Consider the following 19,082-nt stretch of genomic DNA (forward strand, 5'->3'; position numbering starts at 1 on the left):
CTGTCTGAGTATGACTCTTTTATAGAGGGCAAAATAAATCCACGCTGGAGCTCATTTAACGATTTTTTAATATGGTATTTTGACGAAAGTAATTTAGATGATATTTAATTATAACTAAACAAATAAATCCGGAAAGATCTCCATGGTCTTCCGGTTTTATTATTTTTAAATGTTAGTAAAGGAATGAAATTATTCTACAACATTAACCACAACACTTATTCTGCTGAAGTAAAAAAGAGTATAGAAGAGATTAAACGTCGACATGACTCTGATAACCCTAGTGAACATCAAGCAAGAGACGAGATAAGAAAACTATAAATGAAGATGAAAAATAAAATTTGGTCAGGTGATGTTCCCACTAATGCATGTAAGAGACTAAATTAATGAATTATTATGTACTAATGAATGATTACAAATCTTCTTTAATCCCACGCTATCTTCATGCTCTTGTTGATACAAAGAAACAAGTGAATGAAAACTGGGATTATGAAGGTTCAGATTATTCTTTTCCTTATTATATGAAAAACTCAGAGTGTCCTAATAGCTTGTTTTTGTTATGCAATAGAAATGCTGGCGCTCTAAAATTTAATTATTACTTTCATGGTTCAGGACATATAGCATCTGATAAGTTCATTGATTTATTCAGTGGATTAAAAACCAGTAAAATTATATCTAAAAGGTTGATTGCAACATCAATAAAAGATGGAAGTATAATTAGAGATGATTTAAATTATCTCTATTTTATAGGTAGTGATGATTTTTTGGACCTGAAAAACTCTGAATTAGAAGAAGATCGCTCTGGCTCTCTAATGCCTCATAAATTAACTATTAACAATCCTTCGAATATTGATGCATTTACAATCCAAAGCACTTTACTTGCTGATTTTTTGATTCTATCTGAACCAGCCGTAGAAAGGTTACTAAAAATGAAAATAAGTGGATTGAAAATAGTACATATTGATGAGGCATTTAAAAATTATTGTTTAGATTATGGATATGATATCGGAAGTAGTAGAAAAAGGGTAAAAAGAAAATTACCATGAGTGTAGGTTCATTACAGAATCTGATGAACCGGGGCGATTCTAAAATTATTTAGCAACTAAGCCAGAATGATATTTTTATCTTCTGGCTTCATATCAATAGAGTTAAGAGTGTATTCAGCAGTGTTGGTTATTCCAAAATCCATGTACAAACTCAATAGGTATTAAAGCACCATATCCTAATAAAAAAGAAAACACCTTGATTAAATACAGGAATACCTTCATGTTATTCTGGCATTTAGTCTTATAGCATCATAATAAAATTGATAATTATCCTACAGTCCTAATTGTAAATTTCGTCCCTAAAAGCATTATTTTATTTCAATGATACACTATCGTGAAAACAAGTTACCCTCACGTATAAAAAATAAACCGCATTCCTAAAAATTCATCCAGAAGTATTACATTCCTGTCTATTCTTTTATTTCCAAAGGAATTTTACATTTAATTCCTGTTAGTTCTGACAAATCCACATCGTCTCCTGTCGTGTGAAAGATTTCTTTACGCCTTCGATTAAACAGGTGCTGGCAATGCACACACATATCATTAACATTATTAGGATTTCTAATGGCTTTTAAAGTTCTGACCGCATATTTACCGCAGCGGCATCTGACGACATAGATGGAATTATTTTTCCCACCATTTCGCTGGGACCAAGGGCGGACACCCAACACGGTAAAAAAGCCATATTCATAGCCTTGAACCTGTCTCAGTATGTTGATTAAATTAGGCTCCCTTTTACTTAAACGTAAATCATACGTCGTTCTATAAGGGATAAAACAGTCAGTATGTTTTTTACTTTTACTCTTCCTGCTCTTACCCTTTTCATTGGTATCGTTCGTCACTTTTTTTAATCCATTTTTCATCTCATTAAATGCGTTCTAATTTAACTATTTTCATTATTAATTCAATAACGAAATAACTAACCTTAACATTTAAGTAAAATCAGCCAAATAGACTTTCCAATTGTAAACAATAATAAAAACACATATTCCAAGAAATACGCAGCATATGGACATAGCAGATGAGATTTATGATTAACGGTTTTTACACATTATTTTTTGCGTAAAAATAAGTAGCGAAGCCTCAAGGGTTGCAACCCTTGAGGCTTCTATATTAAATATCGTCTACTACCCTAAAGAGGGTATCGATATAACATGGAAGTATATCAATTTATATATAAGCCATATTGACTGAAATGGCATTTAATAATTACTACTTTGTGATGCAGGTCATAAATACTGGGTGTTTATGTGAATATAAAACCCAAATAAAGAGGAATATGAATTAAAACATTAATGCATCAGCATAACTTATTTAAATTATCGAATAATTATCAATAGATTAAAAAAAGGAAAATAGAAAATTCAGACTCAACTTAAGGAACAGGATCCTAGTCCCTTAAGTTTTAAAAAGAGTATCTGATTATTTTCCTTTAGACATCATCTTCTGCATCACCAGTTGCCCGAACATGCCAGCAGATTGCCTGACCTGTCCCACGCCCTGGCTCATCATGCCTGCCATATCGCCCATCCGTACCCCAGCCCACGCTAATGCGCCCAGCCAGACCATCGGCAGGACAATAAACAGCGTGCCCATCACCAACCCCATGATTAAATCATCTGAGGTATTCTGAATACCTGCCAGATTAAACAGGCTGTGGGTGTCTGAGCCGTACAGCGCTTCCAGTAAATGGCTGTCCAGCCAACGCGCCAACTCCCACCAGAACGTCAGGAAATTCAGCGCGAAAATCACAAACGTCAGCGTGAAGATGGTCTTAAACTCATAGGCCGCAAACAGTAGTATCAACGGGATTAAGATATACAACGCCATCAGGATCACCGCCTGAATCATCGGCAGCGCCTGACGTACCGCATCGAACACCGGCATACTGAGTAATCCGCCCAATAAAGCCCCTGCGGAAGTGCCGATTCGATTAGCGCCATCCAACAAGGTGGGATCGGCATTGCCACCATAGCCTGCGTAGACATAGCCCTCCTGAGAAATCGTCAGATTCACCGGGCTGACCAGACGGCGGATCACCGCTTCCTGATAAGCCGGCGTGTTTTTACCCAGTATTTTCAGTGTCGCTGACAGACGCAGCCACAACCCCGGATCGGCCTGCGCCAGTACCCGGTCTTTCAGACCGGTCTGGGCCGTTGACCACCAGGCCTGACACGTCGGGTACCCGCCCTGCCCGGTATACGGTCGCCCGTTATCCCGACTATCCTGCCACGGAAAATCCGCCCGGGGGAGGCGGGATTGCAGCGTCCGGTAATCCCCGGCTAAAAACGTCCGGCTGCCCAGCCAGCCGATATCATTCAGGATAATCGGGTCAGTAGTGTGCTCCTGATCGCGCCATTTCCACTGATACAGGGCTAAGGCATAGCAATCGTGGGTAAAATCCTGCAATTCCGCCGCCAGAGCCGGGTTGCTGATGCGGGTGTGCTGCACGTCAAAGCGCAGTTGCCGCAGATCCGGCCGACAGGGAATGGACGCCACCGCCGCCTGTGTCAGTCCCTTGGATAACCGGTGCACCACCGCCCACCAGAGCGGCACAGCAGCGGTCTGGTTGTTCAGACTGGACATCACCGGCGCATAGCCACTTTTATCCGGCGCTGTCGGTGTCCAGGTGCCACAGTTTTTGGCACGAGAAGTGTCGTACTGAAGGGTGGTCAGGCTGACATTGACCAGCGGCACACAACACACCACCATCACGAAGAACGCGCCATACAGGGTGTTTTCAATCCGGGCCAGCGACTGTAATCCGGCCTGACCGTCTTCTTCGCCACACTCCCTGACTTTCAGCCAGACAGCAATCACTTTTACCACTAACGGCAGCGTAAACAGTCCGGTCGCAATCAGGATGTGCCACAGGCCATTGTTGATGACCCAGCCGAGTAATGTCAGAAAATATTCCAGATAGCTGTTGGCTGTCATCGTATCTCCTCAATAGTGCCTGACAAAGCATACTCACCCAGCAGGATAAACAGCAGGCTGGCCACCATCATTCGTATCAACATTGCGCGGTATTCCGGCAGATGTTTCACCCGTTGCCAGGTTTTCTGACCTCCCCAACCCAGTCCCGCATACAGGCCTAACCGCCAGACTAACCAGACTCCCCCGGTTTCGGTCACCCAGTGGTGAATGTGATTAAATTTTTCTGCCTGATGCAGCCCGACCCAGCCTGTCGCCAAAGTGATACCCATCACCAACACGATGCGCATTGATAACACCGCACCTTTTCTGAATACTGAATGCTTCTCTGCCATCATCCGCCTTACCTGCGCTCACGATTGGGTGCTTCCAGCTGATAAAAACGCGCATCGGTGCTGTCCGGCACCTGTTTTTGCGGATGCATGTTGATGCGCTGGGTATCCCGCTCAATAATGGTCAGGATGGCATTACGGGACAGGGCCTGTTTCAGCTGCATTTCATTCTTCAGCGCATTGATTTCCCGGTCCAGCGCGTCAATCCGGCGTTCCCCTTCTGCCAGCGCTTCTGACTGTGCCGCCGCATTGGGTTCGGACATGCCGGTGATAAGCATCCGCCGCATCAGTAACGCCGTTTCCACGGTTTCCGCCATCGCCAGCTCTCCCGCTAACCGTCCTGTCAGGGCAGCCCGGTCCGGGTCTCGCTGCAACGACTGAATGACACCTTGGGTTACCGTCAGACTGCCGGTTTTCAGTTTTGCCAGATTGACCATCGTCGGTTTTTCCGTACCACTGACCAGATTAACCAGTTGTTCCGTATTGGTTTTAGTATGCTCCTCCAGCATCGGGGCAAAGCCCGTGCCCGCAACGGTAGTGCCCGGCTGGTGTTTCTCGCCGCCACTGGTGCAGTCTGTCGCCTGAGCACAGGTACGGATGACCCGGTCGCCCAGCACACGGACCACCGCGTCGGCCGCTTCTTGTGCATTACTGAATTTACGGCAGGCACCGCCCTCACATTTCAGGGTGCTGACCGACGACTGGCTCAGCACCGGCAGCTGATTCATCATATTAAAACCGGCACTGGCCAAATCCCGGGTCGGGCGAATGGCATGCTGTCCCTTACCGCCCTGCCGCTGCCCGCCAATCCACGGATGCCCGCTGGCGCCCGTCGCTTTGCTGCCGGCGTTATTGGCACGCACCGCATCCCCATCACCGCCGTTAACCAGACTTTTGTATTCCTGCAAGGCCGCTGACTGCGTCCATTTATTATTTTGTGCAAAATCCATCATTTTATTGGCCATCGCCTGACAGTTGAACTGGGCTTTGTCGAACGCCACATTCGCCTGCAACACCCCGTTAGTCAGCATGTCATACAGTCCCGGATTGGCCCGCTGGATAATCATCGCCGGCAGGCTGGCCACCGCACCGGTGGCACCCTGAATGACATCACTCATCAGGTTCTTGAACCCGGCCGTAATCCCGTTCAACTGATTGCTGACCGTGGCTTTCAGGTCAAAATTGCCGCACATCAAATCTGAGCGCCAGCCCAGCTCCAACCCGCCAAGTGTGGCAGAGCCACTGCGACTGGCCGGTTCAGAAATCACCGAACCACCCCCCAGGGTATAGAACAGCGTATCGGACACCGCACCGCTGGCGTCTGCCCCATAGCCCAGTGCACTGCGGTTCACCTGCGGTAAGGTCAGGGACAGTCCGGTGGCATCGACCTGTGCCGAAGTGATGACCAGTCCACCGGCTATCAGCCATAACGCGTTTTTTTTCATTATCATTCATTCCTTGTTCAGATATCTGTACTGCTGAGAAAACGCTGTCCGCGCCGCTGGCAACAACTGTAAGGCTGCCACAGGGCATACGCCTGATTACCATCGATTGCCGCTGTGTGTTCACCATCAGGAAACACCGCACAGGACTGACTTAACGTCGGTGATAACCGCTGCCATTGATGATTTTTGCTACAGGTGTTTTCGGTGACCGATTCAGGTGGCCAGTAACCGTCAGTGCGGGTGCCTTTTAATGTCTGATAAACATGGGGTTGCCCTATACGGGTGATGATATCCGCAACCCGCTGTGCGACCACAGAAGATGCCTTGTCATCATCGGTCTGATTGACAAATCCTGAGCGCGGGTAAATATTGCCCCACACAGTGCCGGCCATCTGGCTGCCCAGCTCCCGCTGACCGGGTATCAGAGCTTCCGGGTAGAACGATTCCGGCAATCCCGAGCGCCATGCCACGCTATCCAGTGTACTGAGAAAATAAGGCACCAACGGGGTGGCGGCACTGCGACACGAATAACCGGGAATTTGCCCGCCTATCAGGTTAGTTGCGGGATGCCCGATGGCATCGGCATATTTGAAACGCAGACTGGTACGCCGTTGCCCGGCAACCTGGACATTGTGGTTACCCCCACCGGCACTCAGATGGGATAACGCCTCGGTCACTGCATTTTCCAGCCCGCCAGAAAGTTGACTGACTTGCGCCATTTCTGTCCATGGGTTGCCACCAGAGGCCTGATACGTGGACACCACCGCTTCGGGGAGGTAATGGGTTACTTTCACCGAGGTTTTCACCGTACAACCGTGCAGGCCACAGAGCAGCCAGTAACAGATGCCACTAACCCGCCACTGAATACAGGACGGCGAAAGACTGCTGGCGACAATCTGAGCCGTATTGATGGAAGCCTGTGTCACTGGGGAAAATGCCGCTATCAGGGTAATGAGTGCAGGAAACGTCACACGTTGAAGACTCATGGTTGATGTTGCTCCCTGAGTGCGCGGGCTTTTGCCACATCCGCGGTGCCATACACCACCTCCCTATCATCAAAGACCACGGCCGGATACTTTTTTACGCCTGATTGCCATGCCTGCACCACAGCACGGTAAGCCTTGATGAGTTGTTGTTCCTGCTGATGCCAGTGGGATGATTGGAGTATTGCCTGCGCTTGTTTTGTGGCCTGCTGTGGATCAGCAGAAAGCTGAGCAAAAATTTGCTTTTGCTGTTGGTCAGCGGCATCCAGCCAGACGACCGGTGTTTCAGAAGAAAGGTTAATGGGTGGGTGTTGGCTGTCGGTATAAACGACAATTTTTGCGCTGGCTGATAACGGCAGTACCAATCCTACACAAAACAAGAAATTCAATTTCCTCATAAACCATTTCCCATCAGACAAAATATCGGAATAGCCTGAAGAAACATTTTATCGATGTCAGTAATTAATTAGTTTTCGGGAGAAGGAAATTGATTTATACATCAAAATAAGATGCAATCATAACCTAATGAATTATAGATTAAATCTATTTAATGGATATCTGTTGTATGAATTTATCATGGCGTCAAGTAATACGTTTTTTCATTTTGCTATTAAGTCCAATCATTGTCGAATGTATAGCAATCGCTATTGCCTATGGTGTAGATAGCCTGCCTTTTTTTGATTGGTATTGGCGTTACACATATTGGTACTACCGTGCTTTTGTTTTGTGGCTGACAATGGCCTTGGTTGTACTTTTCCTGACATGGCCATATCGTCGGTGGATTGCTGATTTGCCTTTAGGGAATCTGAAAAATTTTTCTTCTTTTTGGCTGGCAATCGGAGTCGCAATATTACTTTGTCTTACTTTCTATGGGTTTGGCATTCTCTATTTTACACCATCGGAGCATATGCTCGCTGAGTATGATTCAGCATCATTATGGATCTATCTGTCATTTATTTTATTTCCCCCTGTCATAAACGAAATTATTTTTCGTGGGATGCTACTAAACGCCTTCAAGTCAGAATACCCATGGACTTTATGGATAGGCACCTTTATAACTGCCTCAATATTTGCAGGCATGTCGATGGAAGAACCTTATATCAGCAATTTTGTTCAAAATTTTATTCTAGGAATACTATTAACTCTTGCTCGTATACGTAGTGGTGGCTTGCTATTACCCATTTTGCTAAGTATAGAAGCCGCATTGATAGCAGTTATTTTGATAAGTTAACCCGCATCTTGGATGAAAAAAATAAACATCCCCGCCGCAAGCTGCGGGGTATTCAGATATGAAATCACCCGCTTCGCATCGTTCAATTCTTATTTTGACGGATTACTATCCTTTTCATTAATGATAAAAGCGGTAACAGGCCGAAAAAGTGCTTATCAGGCTGTGCTTACATTCTTTTTTTGCCGAGTAAATTGCTAAGTCATCGGTGGATAGGGATCCCATTAAATGTATGAGTACAGCACTGGCACAGGATAGGTATATCATTTTCCGACAGATTTGGATTAACTGTTCTCAAAAAACCAGCGTTATCGACAAATAACCCATTATAATAACTTGATTCACCACAACGGATATAATCTCTTTGTTCATGCTCATGTAACGCAACTATCCAAAATATAGGCTCTGGACGGTCCAGTCGCTGAATGGCTTCACTGTGAACTACATCCCATTTCTCACCCACTTTACTCAGTAAAAACATAAAGAGCGGCGTGTAATCTAAGCCATGCCTTGGCTTACCTTTCATTGACTGAAAATACGGCATATCTTCCCGGATGCGTTTTTGTTTGGCGCGCTCCCATCGATATTCACCACCATGAGAATGGAAAACACAATGAGTTGCTGTATTGACTCGACGATAAAGTTTCTTTTTTCTATGATTTAATTGATGATTTTTCATTCTTATTTTCATCTCATTTTTTAGGTAAGAGGGTGAATTTTTTCTCCGTCAATATATCCGATAATACGGCTGAATATTTATGTCAGTTTCAACCCCCGCGCCAGATCCATTCTCCTTGCCACCAACACCGCCGCCTCCAGTTCACTGCACCGATGCTCCCGCATTAACGCCCATCGCTCGGCCTTTTCTTCCTTCTCTGTCATCCCCAGCGCCAGATAGAGGCTCGGTGGCACGACCCGGAACAGCGCTTCAATTTTTTTCGCCAGCACCACGCCTTCGGTATAACAACGCGGGAGCTTACTGGCAGAAAGCAACACCGCTTTCTGCTCTTCGGTCAGTTTTTTGAACCGGGCGATTTGCTCCACTTCATCCGGCGGCATGGTGAGACACAGCCACCATTCGGCCATATTCAGCATCTTTTCAGCGGTATCCGGGTAGTCGGCCAGGTTCTGCGTCGCCAGCCATAGCCAGGCCCCCAGTTTACGCCACATTTTCACGACCTTGGTCATATAGGGAGACAACAGCGGGTTGGTGGTAGTGATATGCCCTTCGTCTATCACCAGTTGCAGTTCCCTGTCCTGATACTGGTCACGTTCGGCCAGATTATTCACGGTGTTAATCAATGACACCATCGCCAGTGCCATCTGTGCCGAGTAGTTCTCACGTGCCAATGTCCCCAAATCAATTAACGTCACATCCACTTCCGGCCACGGGGTGCCGGGTTGGTTGAACAGTTCTCCTTCAAAGCCCTGTGTGAACATCGACATGGACCCGGCCATTTCATCCGCTCGTGCCCGACGGTGTGCGGTGATTAATGACTGACCATGTTCATCCTGTCGATGGTTACGGGCGATGGCATACAGCGCAGTTTGTAAATCCGAGGCCACCATCTGATGCCCTGCCTCATAGCTGGTCTGTGCGGCTAACATAATCGCTTCACGAATTAACCCGCGATCTGAACGGGTCAGATGTTCTTCTTCTTTTTTCTCACCGCCGGTGATCATCAGCCGGGCGGCAATTTCCATCTCCCCCAGAATATCACGCTGTTCATCGCCGTCTTCCTGTGCTTCATCGGTCTCCGGAATATCGGCTTCATTAATCCGTAATTGTTTGGGACTGAGTTTCAGTAACTGATGCGCATCAGCAAACAGGGCCAGACTGACGCCACAACCCGGTTTGATACCAATTTTATTCACCGTCAGCCCCAGACTTTCATAGTAATCGGCCAGTAAGCCAAAACTGTTCCCCGCTTCGACAATAAACAATCGTGGCCGGTGGATAGCCATCAGTTGTACCAGCGAAGCACACAACGTGGCGGATTTCCCTGCACCGGTCGGACCGAACAAGAGCAAGTGAGCATTCTGGGTGCGATCCTGTTTGTTCATCGGATCAAAGGTCAGCGGTGCTCCACCGCGATTAAAAAAACTGAAGCCCGGATGCCCGGTGCCGGTTGAGCGTCCGGTCAACGGCAGGAGTCCTGCCAGATGCTGGACCCACATCAGGCGACTGTACCCGTGTTTTTTATCTTTCTGCGGGTTAAAGCCCATCGGCAACGCCCGTAAATAAGCATTCAGCGGGGAAACACTGAATTCAGGTCGCACGGGCTGTAATCCGGCGCTCAGTAATGTGGAAGATAACTGATGCACCCGCTGGTTCAGATTATCTAAATCCTGACCGCGCACCAGAAAGGTCAGTGCACTGCGGTACAGTTTATGCCGTCGTCCCAGTAATTCCTTCACGGCCTGTACATCCTGCCGGACGCGCAGCGATTCGGTATTTTCCCCGACGGCATTTTTTGCCAGTCGGGTGAAGCTCTCTTCCAGGGTATCCTGTGCCTGCGCCACAATGGTCAGCGTGACCACCGTGCCTTCCGGCATCATATCCATCAGCGCATTGATATGGTCTCCCCGTTTCACTTCCCCTGTCAGGGTGCCCGGCTCCGGCGGACGCCGCAGGCGCTCAACCGGCACGGCTTTATGTGGCAGGCCGTCAAACCACCAGACACCGTTATCGGGATCCGACACCGGCGGGGTAAACCACAGGCTTTCGGCAAAGTCATTATTCACCGGGAGATCCGGCTGAGTGGGGGATTCATAACGCACTGCCCGGTAAAAATCGGCTTTGGCCATGCCCCAGTCCGGGGCCGGATTAAAATGACGCAGCAACCAGCTGTGGATCTGCCCGCCATCCTGCCGGGTCGCCACAATACCGGCTGATGCCAGTGAGGAAACCAGTCGTTCACAGACCTGATTGAGTGCTGCCACCGACGATACCGTTTGAGGGTGAGCCTTCGATTTATGCGCAGGCAACCAGCGGTAGACGACCATGCGCGTCTGGCGCTGCTGCCCTCGCCACGGTTGCCCGGTGATTAAGCTATCCTGAAATATTCCGTCAGGCTGGGCAATGCTGTTCAGGTGACGTGTTGATTCTGCCAGAAAAGCGTCAGTAAAGGCGGTACCCTGCGCCCACGGTTTCACATAGTCCCGTAACGTATTGAGGTAACCCGACGGATCATCGTCATCCTGACAAAAAAACTGCACTACCCACGGAGAAATATCGTCCTCGTCCAGACTGTCCTGAATGGCATCTTCCAGTTGGTCGCGGATTTCAATCAACCGTTCAGCTGGACGCCCTTCGGTGGCGACCGGTTCAATCTGATAGACGGCCCCCACGGACACCCCATCATCCAGCAACAGACACTGCTCATCTGCCAGATATTCCACCCAGGGCAGGTAGTCGATAATGGACGGATTCGCCCGGTAAATCGCCGCTTCATCCGTTTCGCGCAGTTTGCCGGGACGGTGCAATGCGTTGGGGTTTTCCATTACCGTGCCTCCGTGCGTTCACCCGGCAGGGCATACTGCACCTGCTGATAAAACGGGAACACCGTGCTGTAGCCGGGCACCGGGGTCTTACCGGCAACCAGATGCGGGTAGACATACATCACCATATCGGGATTGGGCAGCCGGGGAAACTGCTGGCTGATTTCATGCTCAACCGAGCGGCTGTAATAGTTGGGTTCTTCTGACGCCCTGTGGCGTTCAGCCGGGGTTAATGCCCGGCGCAGGGTTTGTCTGGCCTGTGTTGCGCTCTGCCCCGCTTTGTTTCCCTGCCACATCGCCAGCACCGTCTGTTCGCCGGCTGGCAGCAACGTGTCTTTCGACGTTGAACAACCTGCCAGCAGCCCTGTCAGACCTAACACGATAGCGTAGGTTATTTTTCGCATCCCTGAGCCTCCGGGCTACTAATCAGGGTAAACGTGGCAAATTCCGGGTGTACCGCCAGTTCCGATAAAGTAAACGGCAAGCGCTCCCAGTGTTCAACCTCGCTGTTACCTGCAAGCATTGATTGCCACTGAAATTCGCTCAGCCGAAAAACGGTAAAATCCCCGTCATTCAGCCATCGGCATTCATGGCCGCTGGCGAGAGTCAATTGACTGCCCTGGGTACGCCCGGGTCGCCAGTCAAGCTGAACCGGTGTGGGTTCAGACTGTGGCGTTATATGGGTTTGCAGACAATAAGGCAGGCTGGCACTAAACAGCCATTGAGAAGACGTCGTTTCCATTAATCTAAGGCTTCCTGAGTATCATTTTGGGCGAGTTCATTCAAGCCATCGCGTACCTTACGGCCTGTTGTTTCATAATCAATCGCCAGACTTTGGGTGATATGCACCACTAACTTTGCACCGGGTGGCACATAAACCGCATCGAAGGTCTGGCTGTAGCGTTGTTTGAACCATTCACTCATTTCATTCATGCCCCCGGCCACCGCTTTGCCCAGCGCCGCCTGACCGGCATTCCCGGTTAACGCGGAAGTGATACCGCCGGTGCCGTTGGTTTGCGCGGTTTGCTGGCTCTCGTTCAGGGCATTGCCGGCGGAATTCATAGCTGACAACGCAAACAATGTTGGTAAATAAGTACTGGCATTGGATTTACGCTCACCACTGATGCAGGGAATGCCGTTCTCATCAGACAACCAACCGATACCCTGCTGATTCTGACCGCTGCCCGGCAAAGTACGCACGGTGCCATCCTGAAACACAAAGGTGATGAAATTAACCTGACCGCGCACACAGGACAGTGTCCAGTCGCCACTGGCGGAACCGGACACCACCGCGCCTTCCACCTCCGGCAGTTCGATACCGTTAGCGGTCAGGTTGTCTTTGCCGATAAGAATTTTAAACGGATAAGGGTCAGTGACCGTACCATTGACCGGTACCCGGCCTAACAACGCGGTCATGGCCTGACTGCCCACCAGAGTGGCATTCTCCGGCAGGGTGTAGACCGGTTTTTCGTTGTCGGCCTGAGCCGATGGAACTTGTGGATTATTTTTTACAGTGGTCGGTTGTTCGCTTAAAAAAGAGGTGGGAAACTGAGTCGCCGTTTTTCCATTGCCCATCGCTTGCCTATCGGGAACTTTTTCATCGGCCGGAGTAACCCAGATAAGGTCATCCTGTCCTCTGATGGTGCTGGCAGAATAAGCACTCCCTGCCAGCCCGCTACTCAGGGGTATCTGATGATCCGGTGCCGGCAACGGCGTTGAATTTAACCGTTCAGTGAGCAAATCAATCTGGGCCAGCAAGCCCTGCTGTTCGTCCTGTAACGTGCGCTGACGCTGTTCATCGTCCTGCCGGATAGCCGCAACCGCAGCCTCTATCTGACCGGCAACATCCTGATTTTGACCTTTTAACTGGTCATTTTCTTTTCGCATCGCGGCATTCTGCTGGTCTAAGCGTTTCTGCTCTGCCCGCACGGTATTGAGTGTGCCCACCAACGTGCGCAGGGTATCTTCCGGCGTATCCCCGCCGACTCCCAGTGCCTGTAACTCTTCCGGGGAGAGGGTCTCCAGAGCATGATTCTGCGGTTTATCCGGCACGCTATTCTCTGTTGAGCTGCAACTTTTAATGCCAATAAACCCGCCAATCACCAATACGGTCGGCACCAGTATTTTCACCAGGCTGTTGGATTTAATCTGCATCACGGCCTCCCGGTTTTATCGATACCGGCTCAGGGATTAAGGCGTTACCCGGTGCCCCTTGGGTGACGAGATAGAGTACCGTGGTATCTTCGGGTGTTCCGGCTTTTCCCAGCCAGCGATGCTGGAAGGTGGCGGTAACGAACTGTCCCTGTAAGGCACGTGGGTCAAGCGTGATAACGCGTTTGGCGGTATTGCGCAGTTTCAGGGTCATCACCGTATGATGATGCAGTCGCCAGCCGGCCAGCGGGGTCACTTCAACCGGCTCTGACGGGTAGAGTGTGGTGATGGAGGCGGGCAGATGCAGGTTCACCGGCTGAATGCCGCTGACCGGCTCAACCGTACGCAGGGGCGCATACAGTTGCTGGGCCGCATAGCGGGTTAACAGCACGGGAACGGGCGCAGCCAGTGGGGATTTGCTCTGTGAGTGCGGTTTATCTTTTGAATCCGTTGATTTTTCAGCCGGGTGAATAATACGCACCGGCTCGCTGGCCCCGGTTTTGCCGGCGGTCACATCCAGTAAGATAATTTCGCCATTCTCACTGTCCTGCAATTGCAGCCGGGTTGATGGGAATGCACTGTTCGCTTTCAGGTAAACCGCGCCGCCGGTGCTCTGTACCCGCAATTTATCACTGAGTATCTGGGGCAGACCGACACGGACATTCCGGTCCGCAAAAATAATCCGCTCCTGCCCAACCTGAAGCGTAACCGGTAACGGAATACGCTCCCATGTCAGCAGCTCATCCGCCTTTGTGCCAACGCTGAACAGCAGGAGGCTGACCAGCCCCAGCCCGACACCGCGCCAGTCAAATACATCTCTTCTCATTGAAATACGCCTTTTTCCTCTTCCACTGGCGGTGGCAGCGCTTCCAGCCGCTGTGGCATCCCGTCGTAGCAATCCAGTGCCAGACCAAAAGGATTACGCTCCGCATCGCCTTCCCAACGCACCACTTTCAGCGGATAGCGCACCAATGCCCGTTTGACCGGTTCGGCGTGATAATATTCATCCGCCACCAAATCCAGCCGCACCACCCAGTTATCGCGGTCACGTACCGTCACACTGCGGGTCTCATAGCCCCGGCCGGGCACTTCATACACCACCCGAACCCGGTCGAGCAGCTCACCGCTGTCAGCCCGTGTTCGGGCATCCTCGCGCAGAAAATCCTGACAGGCCGGCGTCAGATACGGCGATAAGGCCTCAATTTTGACCGGATAATCCTGTGCCCCGTTTTTCGGCCAGGCATGCAGTTGCTGGAAAATATAGAAAGCAAAGCTGTAGACACTCGGTGCCGGCACTTCCCACCACGCCCGGGTGCTGCCACTGCGTAAATCCGGCGGGTTATGAATGGTGAGATTGCGCGGGGACGCCATCCAGCCCAGCAGGCTCATCAGCAGCACCACCACCAGAATGCCGCACGCCACCCGCAGGGTCAGAATATGCTGGTCCCGGTTTCTGACCGCATGACGAAAGCGACTCATCACACGCCTCTCCCGTTGCGGTGCGCTGGCCTGCTGCGGCGTAGTGACCAGCCCTGCGCCGCGATAATCAAGGTCGGGTCACCCAGACCGAACCGGCGTTTTTTCTCGGCCAGTTTCTGCCAGAGATAATTTTCCGGTTTGCCCCGTTTTAAGGTGGCAAGCCAGCGCCCGCCAACACTCAGCAGTAACAACGGCATCATCAGCATGCCGGTCGGCAGCATCACCCAACCGGCAAACGGAATGAAGGGAAGACTGACCACCAGACCGAGGGCCAGCCCCACGATGGCAGCCAGCCCCATCTCCGGCGTGGTGAAGCCGCGGAATACAACGGGTTCGGCGTTTAAGCGATCGGGTAAAAAGGGGATCGTCTGCATCCTCGGCACCTTAAAAAATAATGTTGGCCGATTTTGCCAGCAACCAGATCACCGCAACCAGCAACACAATACCGACCACGATAATCGAGCCGAACTGGGTCCACGTGGCTTTGCCATCGCGCACTTCAGAGAAGGTTTCCACCGCAGCCGAAGCCACTTTAAAGAACGCGACTGCGGAGAGGATAAGCCCGCCAATCACAATACCATCCTGCGCATACCCTTTTACCTGCCCCATTAATCCGCCACGACCCCCACTTGAGGGCGGTTCAATCGAAGGCAAATCGGCCCAGGCCGATTCACAGGAAACACCCAGCAGCAACAGAAAAGTGCTGACCCGGGTCATCAGGTTTGTGCTGAACTGACGGCAGGCCGTAAAAATTCGTTTCATAGTGATTCAGTTCCTTTTTATTGTGTTCATTGATTCAACCGGCAAACATCCAGACAGCCACGACCAGCAATACTGCGGTTCGAAGAGCAAACTGCCTGAGGGTCTGATTACGCACTTTTTCATTCGCCCAGCCATTCCAGACATCCACCGCCGCCCAGGCCGCCCACAGAAACAACGTAGCCAGGAAAAAGCCGACACACACCAGATATAAAAAAGTGACATCAACGTGTCCTGAAGCCGCTTCAAAGGCATGGCGTTGCGCCGGGGTCATTGCGGATGTTCCTGACGGTAATCACCGATGATTGACGTCGGATCGCGGGGTTGCTCGCGGGAAGGACTCAGGTAGTGATCGATACCGGCTTTGAGGGTATTGAGATCCGCCCTGATACGGGAATAATCAAACTCATAACGAGGATGTTCTGACGTGTCAGACTGCTTTTCGGCGATGTTTGCGCGTTCCAGCACTATCTGTACCTGCTCAATCAGACGCTTGGCACTGGCCAACTCATCTTTCTCCGCCGCCTGTGCGATTGGTATACACAATACAGTCAATCCCAGCAGACAAGCATAACCGGATATCGAAAAGCAACAACGCATAAAGACTCCCCTCATCATAGACGCCGAGTGCGAGGATGCGGTGTTTTCTAAATCAGATCAGTAATAAACTCTTTATGCTTTGATGAAAATTAGCTAAATAGACTGACTAATTTATTTGATTAATGATTTCACAATGAAGGAATAATATGCTGCGGATTGATTTACACGTCCCCGATGATGAGTATGAGACAGTGAAAAAGCTGGGCGCACACTGGGATGCGGCCGCCCAAATCTGGTATATCGATGGCAGTTTTGACCCGGCGCCGTTTATGCAGTGGCTGCCGTTTTACAATGTGCATGCGGAATATTGGTATCTCGCCCAAACCCGGATACCCTGTCCGCACTGTCATGAACCCACCACCGTCACTGCCTTTATGTTGCCTGCCGGACATCAATTACTGGAAGCAGAGAAGGATGAGGAACCCGACACGGAAGTGGACTACACCGAACAGGACAGACCGGCATTTGTGTTTTATCTCGTCGATATCCCGTCTATCGTGCGTAATGTGCTACCCGGCTTTCACCACACCCTGCGCAAAGCCATCAGCGAACAATTACACCGACAGCACTGGATAAACCACTGCGAACACTGTGATGCACAGCAGGACGATACCGAACTGTTTGCCGACATCGGTGGCGCGTTTTTTCCGGCCTCCAAAGAACAGGCGGCGACTATTCAGCTGCACCGAATCGATCAGCCATTCGTAGTGTATTGTGAAGATACTTCGCACGAACATTACTGTTTCGATCCAAAGGGAAGCAACCGGGCTTGTCAGGCCTGTGACTGGTTTGAATGCATGACACAGGTCGTAAATGTACCTTCAAAATATCAGCATTAACCGGAAAAACTGACGCGCCGCCAAGCGGCTTGTCTGCTGACGATGGCATACAAAACCAACAACAGTTTTGCATGCCATCGTCCAGCAATTTAAATGTATTTTTTAAACATCGATGTGGTGATCATCACTGCCATACCCAGAAATAATGCAGCTGGCAACAATATTATCGTGGGATAAACCACATCCGGCCAAGATAAATACAGCACACAGGAAATGGTGTAGGCAGGTTTAATTCATCGGACAGTGCCACTAATACCACTATCGCACTAAAAATGGGGAAAATTATCGATGAATCTCCGAAACTTTGAAATTACTGGATATTAAACACTCACAATTTCACAACACTAAAAACTCCACGTGTTTTAGAAATCCTGGAGAGGCGTAGCCCCACCCATCCCCCCAATCATTACAAATATAAGTGAAAAGGTCACCTGCGCTCAATTCTATTTCGGCTTCGCTATAGAGAACTGGGCCTAACGGTGTAGACTCCCAACCATGGGTCAGTATTGTGTTTTTCAAATGACCAAAAAGCGTATCCATAATTGTTTGACCTGCCTGCTCTAGGTATAGTCGAGAGTTTATAAAAGGAATGGGAGTTTTATCCGGCTCATAAGCGTAAAAAATGCGTATGCGATAACGACCTGCGTTCTTCACAGGGATTGTAACCGACGGCTTTCCCATATTGAAACCAAGATAGCTAGCAGCAGACAAGTAAGCATAAGTATGATCATAATCAATGTAACTTGTGTTTGTCAGGATTATGTCGCCAAAATAAACGCACTGATATTCGTCACTGATTGGATTAGCCATGATATAATCATGGTTCAGACACACTCGGGTGGGTTTGCGTCGGGCAGAGGGAGACAAATGATCTTGAAAGTTAGTATAGTCTGATGTCCAGTAAATTATGGAGCGTAGAGCCTCACATCCTGCCCCAGAATCTCCGTTCAGCTGGATGTTTGTGAGCAGAACATCCTTAAACATAATGTCTGCTTGTTCCGCCAGAGCTTCACTGTATTTCTTTAACACATCCTCTGCATACCCCCATGCTTTACCAAATATCAATGTATCAGCTAGAATGAAAAAATAGAGTATGCAAGAAAGAGCGCACACGATAGGCAATCGCCAATCTGGTGTCTTTTTAGCCGTATTGATGCTCAGAATACATAAACGTCGCAAAGCTGCGATTGCAATTTCATTACGATCCATAACTAAGTCTCTGGCATGTTCTGTCGGAGCCTTCTTCCATGATTGAATGGCATCCTGAAGGCTACGAGCATCTGCGCGAACAGCTTGATATTCGGAATCTAACCATTCTATCGTGTGTTGCACTAGTTCTTCTCTAATAAGTTCAATAATATCAGCTTTCTTTTTGGGATCTCCATAGTATGTATCATAAAGGTATTTCAAAACAACTCCGAGAAAGGTGATGGCAGGATCAATTGGTGAAAAAAAGCTGGTGTTTGCGCTAGACTGAGAAGGGATCATATTTTGCACTCGCAAGGTCAGTGTATACAATGGCACTTGTTCTGACTCTGCGAAAATTGGCAGAGAAGATGTTTTTATCATAATGTCACTCCATATAGCGATAAAAAGTATAAGGGTAGCCAGAAAATTATAAACACCAATGCTAATATACTGGAGCAATATTTCGGTGTGGCTTATAAATAAATACAAATAAAAAATCTTAATTTATGAACATCAAAAACCATTAAATATTATTATAATCGTTAAATTTAATTTTTATTTTAATCACATAACGCCATATGATTTTATTTATTTTCATTC

At 49.1% G+C, this 19,082-nt stretch carries 21 protein-coding genes and 1 pseudogene; 3 read left to right on the forward strand and 19 right to left on the reverse strand.

The features are described 5' to 3' along the window. The first annotated feature begins 383 nt into the window (after nucleotides 1-383). Nucleotides 384-1,043 carry an Imm43 family immunity protein gene (locus AACX38_RS19165; protein WP_228865216.1) on the forward strand — a complete coding sequence of 220 codons (660 nt, stop codon included), beginning with the start codon at nucleotides 384-386 and terminating at the stop codon, nucleotides 1,041-1,043. Between the two features lie 410 nt (nucleotides 1,044-1,453). Here AACX38_RS19165 and AACX38_RS19170 read toward each other — a convergent pair whose 3' ends face one another. The 6 genes from AACX38_RS19170 to AACX38_RS19195 form a co-directional block, all read right to left on the reverse strand. Continuing rightward, a complete protein-coding gene (locus AACX38_RS19170) occupies nucleotides 1,454-1,906 on the reverse strand; it encodes a hypothetical protein (RefSeq protein WP_228865217.1) in 453 nt (150 codons plus the stop codon). A 559-nt stretch (nucleotides 1,907-2,465) separates the two neighbouring features. Next, nucleotides 2,466-3,980, reverse strand: coding sequence for a conjugal transfer protein TraG N-terminal domain-containing protein (locus AACX38_RS19175; protein ID WP_228865219.1), 1,515 nt, complete (start codon nucleotides 3,978-3,980; stop codon nucleotides 2,466-2,468). Then, the gene (locus tag AACX38_RS19180; protein WP_339385698.1) at nucleotides 3,977-4,315 is read right to left on the reverse strand and encodes a hypothetical protein; all 339 of its coding nucleotides are present in this window, start codon (nucleotides 4,313-4,315) and stop codon (nucleotides 3,977-3,979) included. The genes AACX38_RS19175 and AACX38_RS19180 overlap by 4 nt, the downstream gene beginning before the upstream one ends. A 5-nt stretch (nucleotides 4,316-4,320) precedes the next feature. Then, nucleotides 4,321-5,760, reverse strand: a complete 1,440-nt coding sequence (locus AACX38_RS19185) for an integrating conjugative element protein (protein WP_228865221.1) — start codon at nucleotides 5,758-5,760, stop codon at nucleotides 4,321-4,323. An 11-nt stretch (nucleotides 5,761-5,771) separates the two neighbouring features. Then, complete coding sequence (locus AACX38_RS19190; protein ID WP_228865222.1) at nucleotides 5,772-6,740, reverse strand: TIGR03756 family integrating conjugative element protein; 969 nt, start codon at nucleotides 6,738-6,740, stop codon at nucleotides 5,772-5,774. Then, nucleotides 6,737-7,135 carry a TIGR03757 family integrating conjugative element protein gene (locus tag AACX38_RS19195; protein WP_209027074.1) on the reverse strand — a complete coding sequence of 133 codons (399 nt, stop codon included), beginning with the start codon at nucleotides 7,133-7,135 and terminating at the stop codon, nucleotides 6,737-6,739. The genes AACX38_RS19190 and AACX38_RS19195 overlap by 4 nt, the downstream gene beginning before the upstream one ends. A 167-nt stretch (nucleotides 7,136-7,302) precedes the next feature. Here AACX38_RS19195 and AACX38_RS19200 point away from each other — a divergent pair, with 167 nt between their 5' ends. Beyond that, nucleotides 7,303-7,968, forward strand: a complete 666-nt coding sequence (locus AACX38_RS19200; RefSeq protein WP_228865225.1) for a CPBP family intramembrane glutamic endopeptidase — start codon at nucleotides 7,303-7,305, stop codon at nucleotides 7,966-7,968. A 199-nt stretch (nucleotides 7,969-8,167) separates the two neighbouring features. On the opposite strand, the gene AACX38_RS19205 is transcribed toward AACX38_RS19200, so the two are convergent. From AACX38_RS19205 to AACX38_RS19255, 11 genes are all read right to left on the reverse strand, one after another. Beyond that, the gene (locus tag AACX38_RS19205) at nucleotides 8,168-8,644 is read right to left on the reverse strand and encodes a hypothetical protein (protein ID WP_228865227.1); all 477 of its coding nucleotides are present in this window, start codon (nucleotides 8,642-8,644) and stop codon (nucleotides 8,168-8,170) included. A 77-nt stretch (nucleotides 8,645-8,721) separates the two neighbouring features. Continuing rightward, nucleotides 8,722-11,469: a conjugative transfer ATPase gene (locus AACX38_RS19210; protein ID WP_228865228.1), complete on the reverse strand. Its 2,748-nt coding sequence runs from the start codon at nucleotides 11,467-11,469 to the stop codon at nucleotides 8,722-8,724. After that, entirely contained in the window at nucleotides 11,469-11,870 is a 402-nt protein-coding gene (locus AACX38_RS19215; protein ID WP_228865230.1) for a TIGR03751 family conjugal transfer lipoprotein, read from the reverse strand. The genes AACX38_RS19210 and AACX38_RS19215 overlap by 1 nt, the downstream gene beginning before the upstream one ends. After that, on the reverse strand, nucleotides 11,858-12,208 hold the full coding sequence (locus AACX38_RS19220) for a hypothetical protein (protein WP_228865232.1): 351 nt from the start codon (nucleotides 12,206-12,208) through the stop codon (nucleotides 11,858-11,860). Before AACX38_RS19220 ends, AACX38_RS19215 begins: the two co-directional genes overlap by 13 nt. Next, nucleotides 12,208-13,620: a TIGR03752 family integrating conjugative element protein gene (locus AACX38_RS19225; RefSeq protein ID WP_228865238.1), complete on the reverse strand. Its 1,413-nt coding sequence runs from the start codon at nucleotides 13,618-13,620 to the stop codon at nucleotides 12,208-12,210. Before AACX38_RS19225 ends, AACX38_RS19220 begins: the two co-directional genes overlap by 1 nt. Continuing rightward, nucleotides 13,610-14,443 (reverse strand): TIGR03749 family integrating conjugative element protein, encoded by an 834-nt coding sequence (locus AACX38_RS19230; protein WP_228865239.1) that lies wholly within the window; start codon nucleotides 14,441-14,443, stop codon nucleotides 13,610-13,612. Before AACX38_RS19230 ends, AACX38_RS19225 begins: the two co-directional genes overlap by 11 nt. After that, entirely contained in the window at nucleotides 14,440-15,096 is a 657-nt protein-coding gene (locus tag AACX38_RS19235; protein ID WP_228865241.1) for a PFL_4703 family integrating conjugative element protein, read from the reverse strand. The genes AACX38_RS19230 and AACX38_RS19235 overlap by 4 nt, the downstream gene beginning before the upstream one ends. After that, entirely contained in the window at nucleotides 15,096-15,470 is a 375-nt protein-coding gene (locus AACX38_RS19240) for a TIGR03750 family conjugal transfer protein (protein ID WP_228865242.1), read from the reverse strand. Before AACX38_RS19240 ends, AACX38_RS19235 begins: the two co-directional genes overlap by 1 nt. Nucleotides 15,471-15,480: 10 nt before the next feature. Next, nucleotides 15,481-15,813, reverse strand: a complete 333-nt coding sequence (locus AACX38_RS19245) for a TIGR03745 family integrating conjugative element membrane protein (RefSeq protein WP_228860284.1) — start codon at nucleotides 15,811-15,813, stop codon at nucleotides 15,481-15,483. Nucleotides 15,814-15,892: 79 nt separating this feature from the next. Beyond that, nucleotides 15,893-16,129, reverse strand: a complete 237-nt coding sequence (locus AACX38_RS19250) for a TIGR03758 family integrating conjugative element protein (protein WP_228865245.1) — start codon at nucleotides 16,127-16,129, stop codon at nucleotides 15,893-15,895. Next, nucleotides 16,126-16,455, reverse strand: coding sequence for an integrative conjugative element protein, RAQPRD family (locus tag AACX38_RS19255; RefSeq protein ID WP_228865247.1), 330 nt, complete (start codon nucleotides 16,453-16,455; stop codon nucleotides 16,126-16,128). Before AACX38_RS19255 ends, AACX38_RS19250 begins: the two co-directional genes overlap by 4 nt. Nucleotides 16,456-16,601: 146 nt before the next feature. On the opposite strand from AACX38_RS19255, the gene AACX38_RS19260 reads away from it, so the two are divergent. Beyond that, nucleotides 16,602-17,294: a DUF5710 domain-containing protein gene (locus AACX38_RS19260; RefSeq protein ID WP_228865249.1), complete on the forward strand. Its 693-nt coding sequence runs from the start codon at nucleotides 16,602-16,604 to the stop codon at nucleotides 17,292-17,294. 89 nt (nucleotides 17,295-17,383) lie between these two features. Here the strand turns inward: AACX38_RS19260 and AACX38_RS19265 are convergent. Then, nucleotides 17,384-17,527 (reverse strand): annotated as a pseudogene (locus tag AACX38_RS19265) (DUF4400 domain-containing protein); the annotation flags it as partial. 103 nt (nucleotides 17,528-17,630) lie between these two features. Further along, the gene (locus tag AACX38_RS19270; protein WP_228865250.1) at nucleotides 17,631-18,863 is read right to left on the reverse strand and encodes a hypothetical protein; all 1,233 of its coding nucleotides are present in this window, start codon (nucleotides 18,861-18,863) and stop codon (nucleotides 17,631-17,633) included. Nucleotides 18,864-19,082 lie beyond the last annotated feature (219 nt).

The sequence above is a fragment of the Xenorhabdus sp. PB30.3 genome (assembly GCF_963895965.1).
Taxonomy (GTDB): domain Bacteria; phylum Pseudomonadota; class Gammaproteobacteria; order Enterobacterales; family Enterobacteriaceae; genus Xenorhabdus; species Xenorhabdus stockiae.

Bases quoted from the DNA above. Each gene is read 5' to 3' on its own strand.
- AACX38_RS19235 (WP_228865241.1), bottom strand. From the start codon at position 15,096: ATGAGTCGCTTTCGTCATGCGGTCAGAAACCGGGACCAGCATATTCTG.
- AACX38_RS19220 (WP_228865232.1), bottom strand. From the start codon at position 12,208: ATGGAAACGACGTCTTCTCAATGGCTGTTTAGTGCCAGCCTGCCTTAT.
- AACX38_RS19190 (WP_228865222.1), bottom strand. From the start codon at position 6,740: ATGAGTCTTCAACGTGTGACGTTTCCTGCACTCATTACCCTGATAGCG.
- AACX38_RS19205 (WP_228865227.1), bottom strand. From the start codon at position 8,644: ATGAAAAATCATCAATTAAATCATAGAAAAAAGAAACTTTATCGTCGA.
- AACX38_RS19170 (WP_228865217.1), bottom strand. From the start codon at position 1,906: ATGAAAAATGGATTAAAAAAAGTGACGAACGATACCAATGAAAAGGGT.
- AACX38_RS19245 (WP_228860284.1), bottom strand. From the start codon at position 15,813: ATGACCCGGGTCAGCACTTTTCTGTTGCTGCTGGGTGTTTCCTGTGAA.
- AACX38_RS19180 (WP_339385698.1), bottom strand. From the start codon at position 4,315: ATGATGGCAGAGAAGCATTCAGTATTCAGAAAAGGTGCGGTGTTATCA.
- AACX38_RS19175 (WP_228865219.1), bottom strand. From the start codon at position 3,980: ATGACAGCCAACAGCTATCTGGAATATTTTCTGACATTACTCGGCTGG.
- AACX38_RS19215 (WP_228865230.1), bottom strand. From the start codon at position 11,870: ATGCGAAAAATAACCTACGCTATCGTGTTAGGTCTGACAGGGCTGCTG.
- AACX38_RS19260 (WP_228865249.1), top strand. From the start codon at position 16,602: ATGCTGCGGATTGATTTACACGTCCCCGATGATGAGTATGAGACAGTG.
- AACX38_RS19240 (WP_228865242.1), bottom strand. From the start codon at position 15,470: ATGCAGACGATCCCCTTTTTACCCGATCGCTTAAACGCCGAACCCGTT.
- AACX38_RS19255 (WP_228865247.1), bottom strand. From the start codon at position 16,455: ATGCGTTGTTGCTTTTCGATATCCGGTTATGCTTGTCTGCTGGGATTG.
- AACX38_RS19270 (WP_228865250.1), bottom strand. From the start codon at position 18,863: ATGATAAAAACATCTTCTCTGCCAATTTTCGCAGAGTCAGAACAAGTG.
- AACX38_RS19250 (WP_228865245.1), bottom strand. From the start codon at position 16,129: ATGACCCCGGCGCAACGCCATGCCTTTGAAGCGGCTTCAGGACACGTT.
- AACX38_RS19230 (WP_228865239.1), bottom strand. From the start codon at position 14,443: ATGAGAAGAGATGTATTTGACTGGCGCGGTGTCGGGCTGGGGCTGGTC.
- AACX38_RS19195 (WP_209027074.1), bottom strand. From the start codon at position 7,135: ATGAGGAAATTGAATTTCTTGTTTTGTGTAGGATTGGTACTGCCGTTA.
- AACX38_RS19185 (WP_228865221.1), bottom strand. From the start codon at position 5,760: ATGATAATGAAAAAAAACGCGTTATGGCTGATAGCCGGTGGACTGGTC.
- AACX38_RS19165 (WP_228865216.1), top strand. From the start codon at position 384: ATGAATTATTATGTACTAATGAATGATTACAAATCTTCTTTAATCCCA.
- AACX38_RS19225 (WP_228865238.1), bottom strand. From the start codon at position 13,620: ATGCAGATTAAATCCAACAGCCTGGTGAAAATACTGGTGCCGACCGTA.
- AACX38_RS19200 (WP_228865225.1), top strand. From the start codon at position 7,303: ATGAATTTATCATGGCGTCAAGTAATACGTTTTTTCATTTTGCTATTA.
- AACX38_RS19210 (WP_228865228.1), bottom strand. From the start codon at position 11,469: ATGGAAAACCCCAACGCATTGCACCGTCCCGGCAAACTGCGCGAAACG.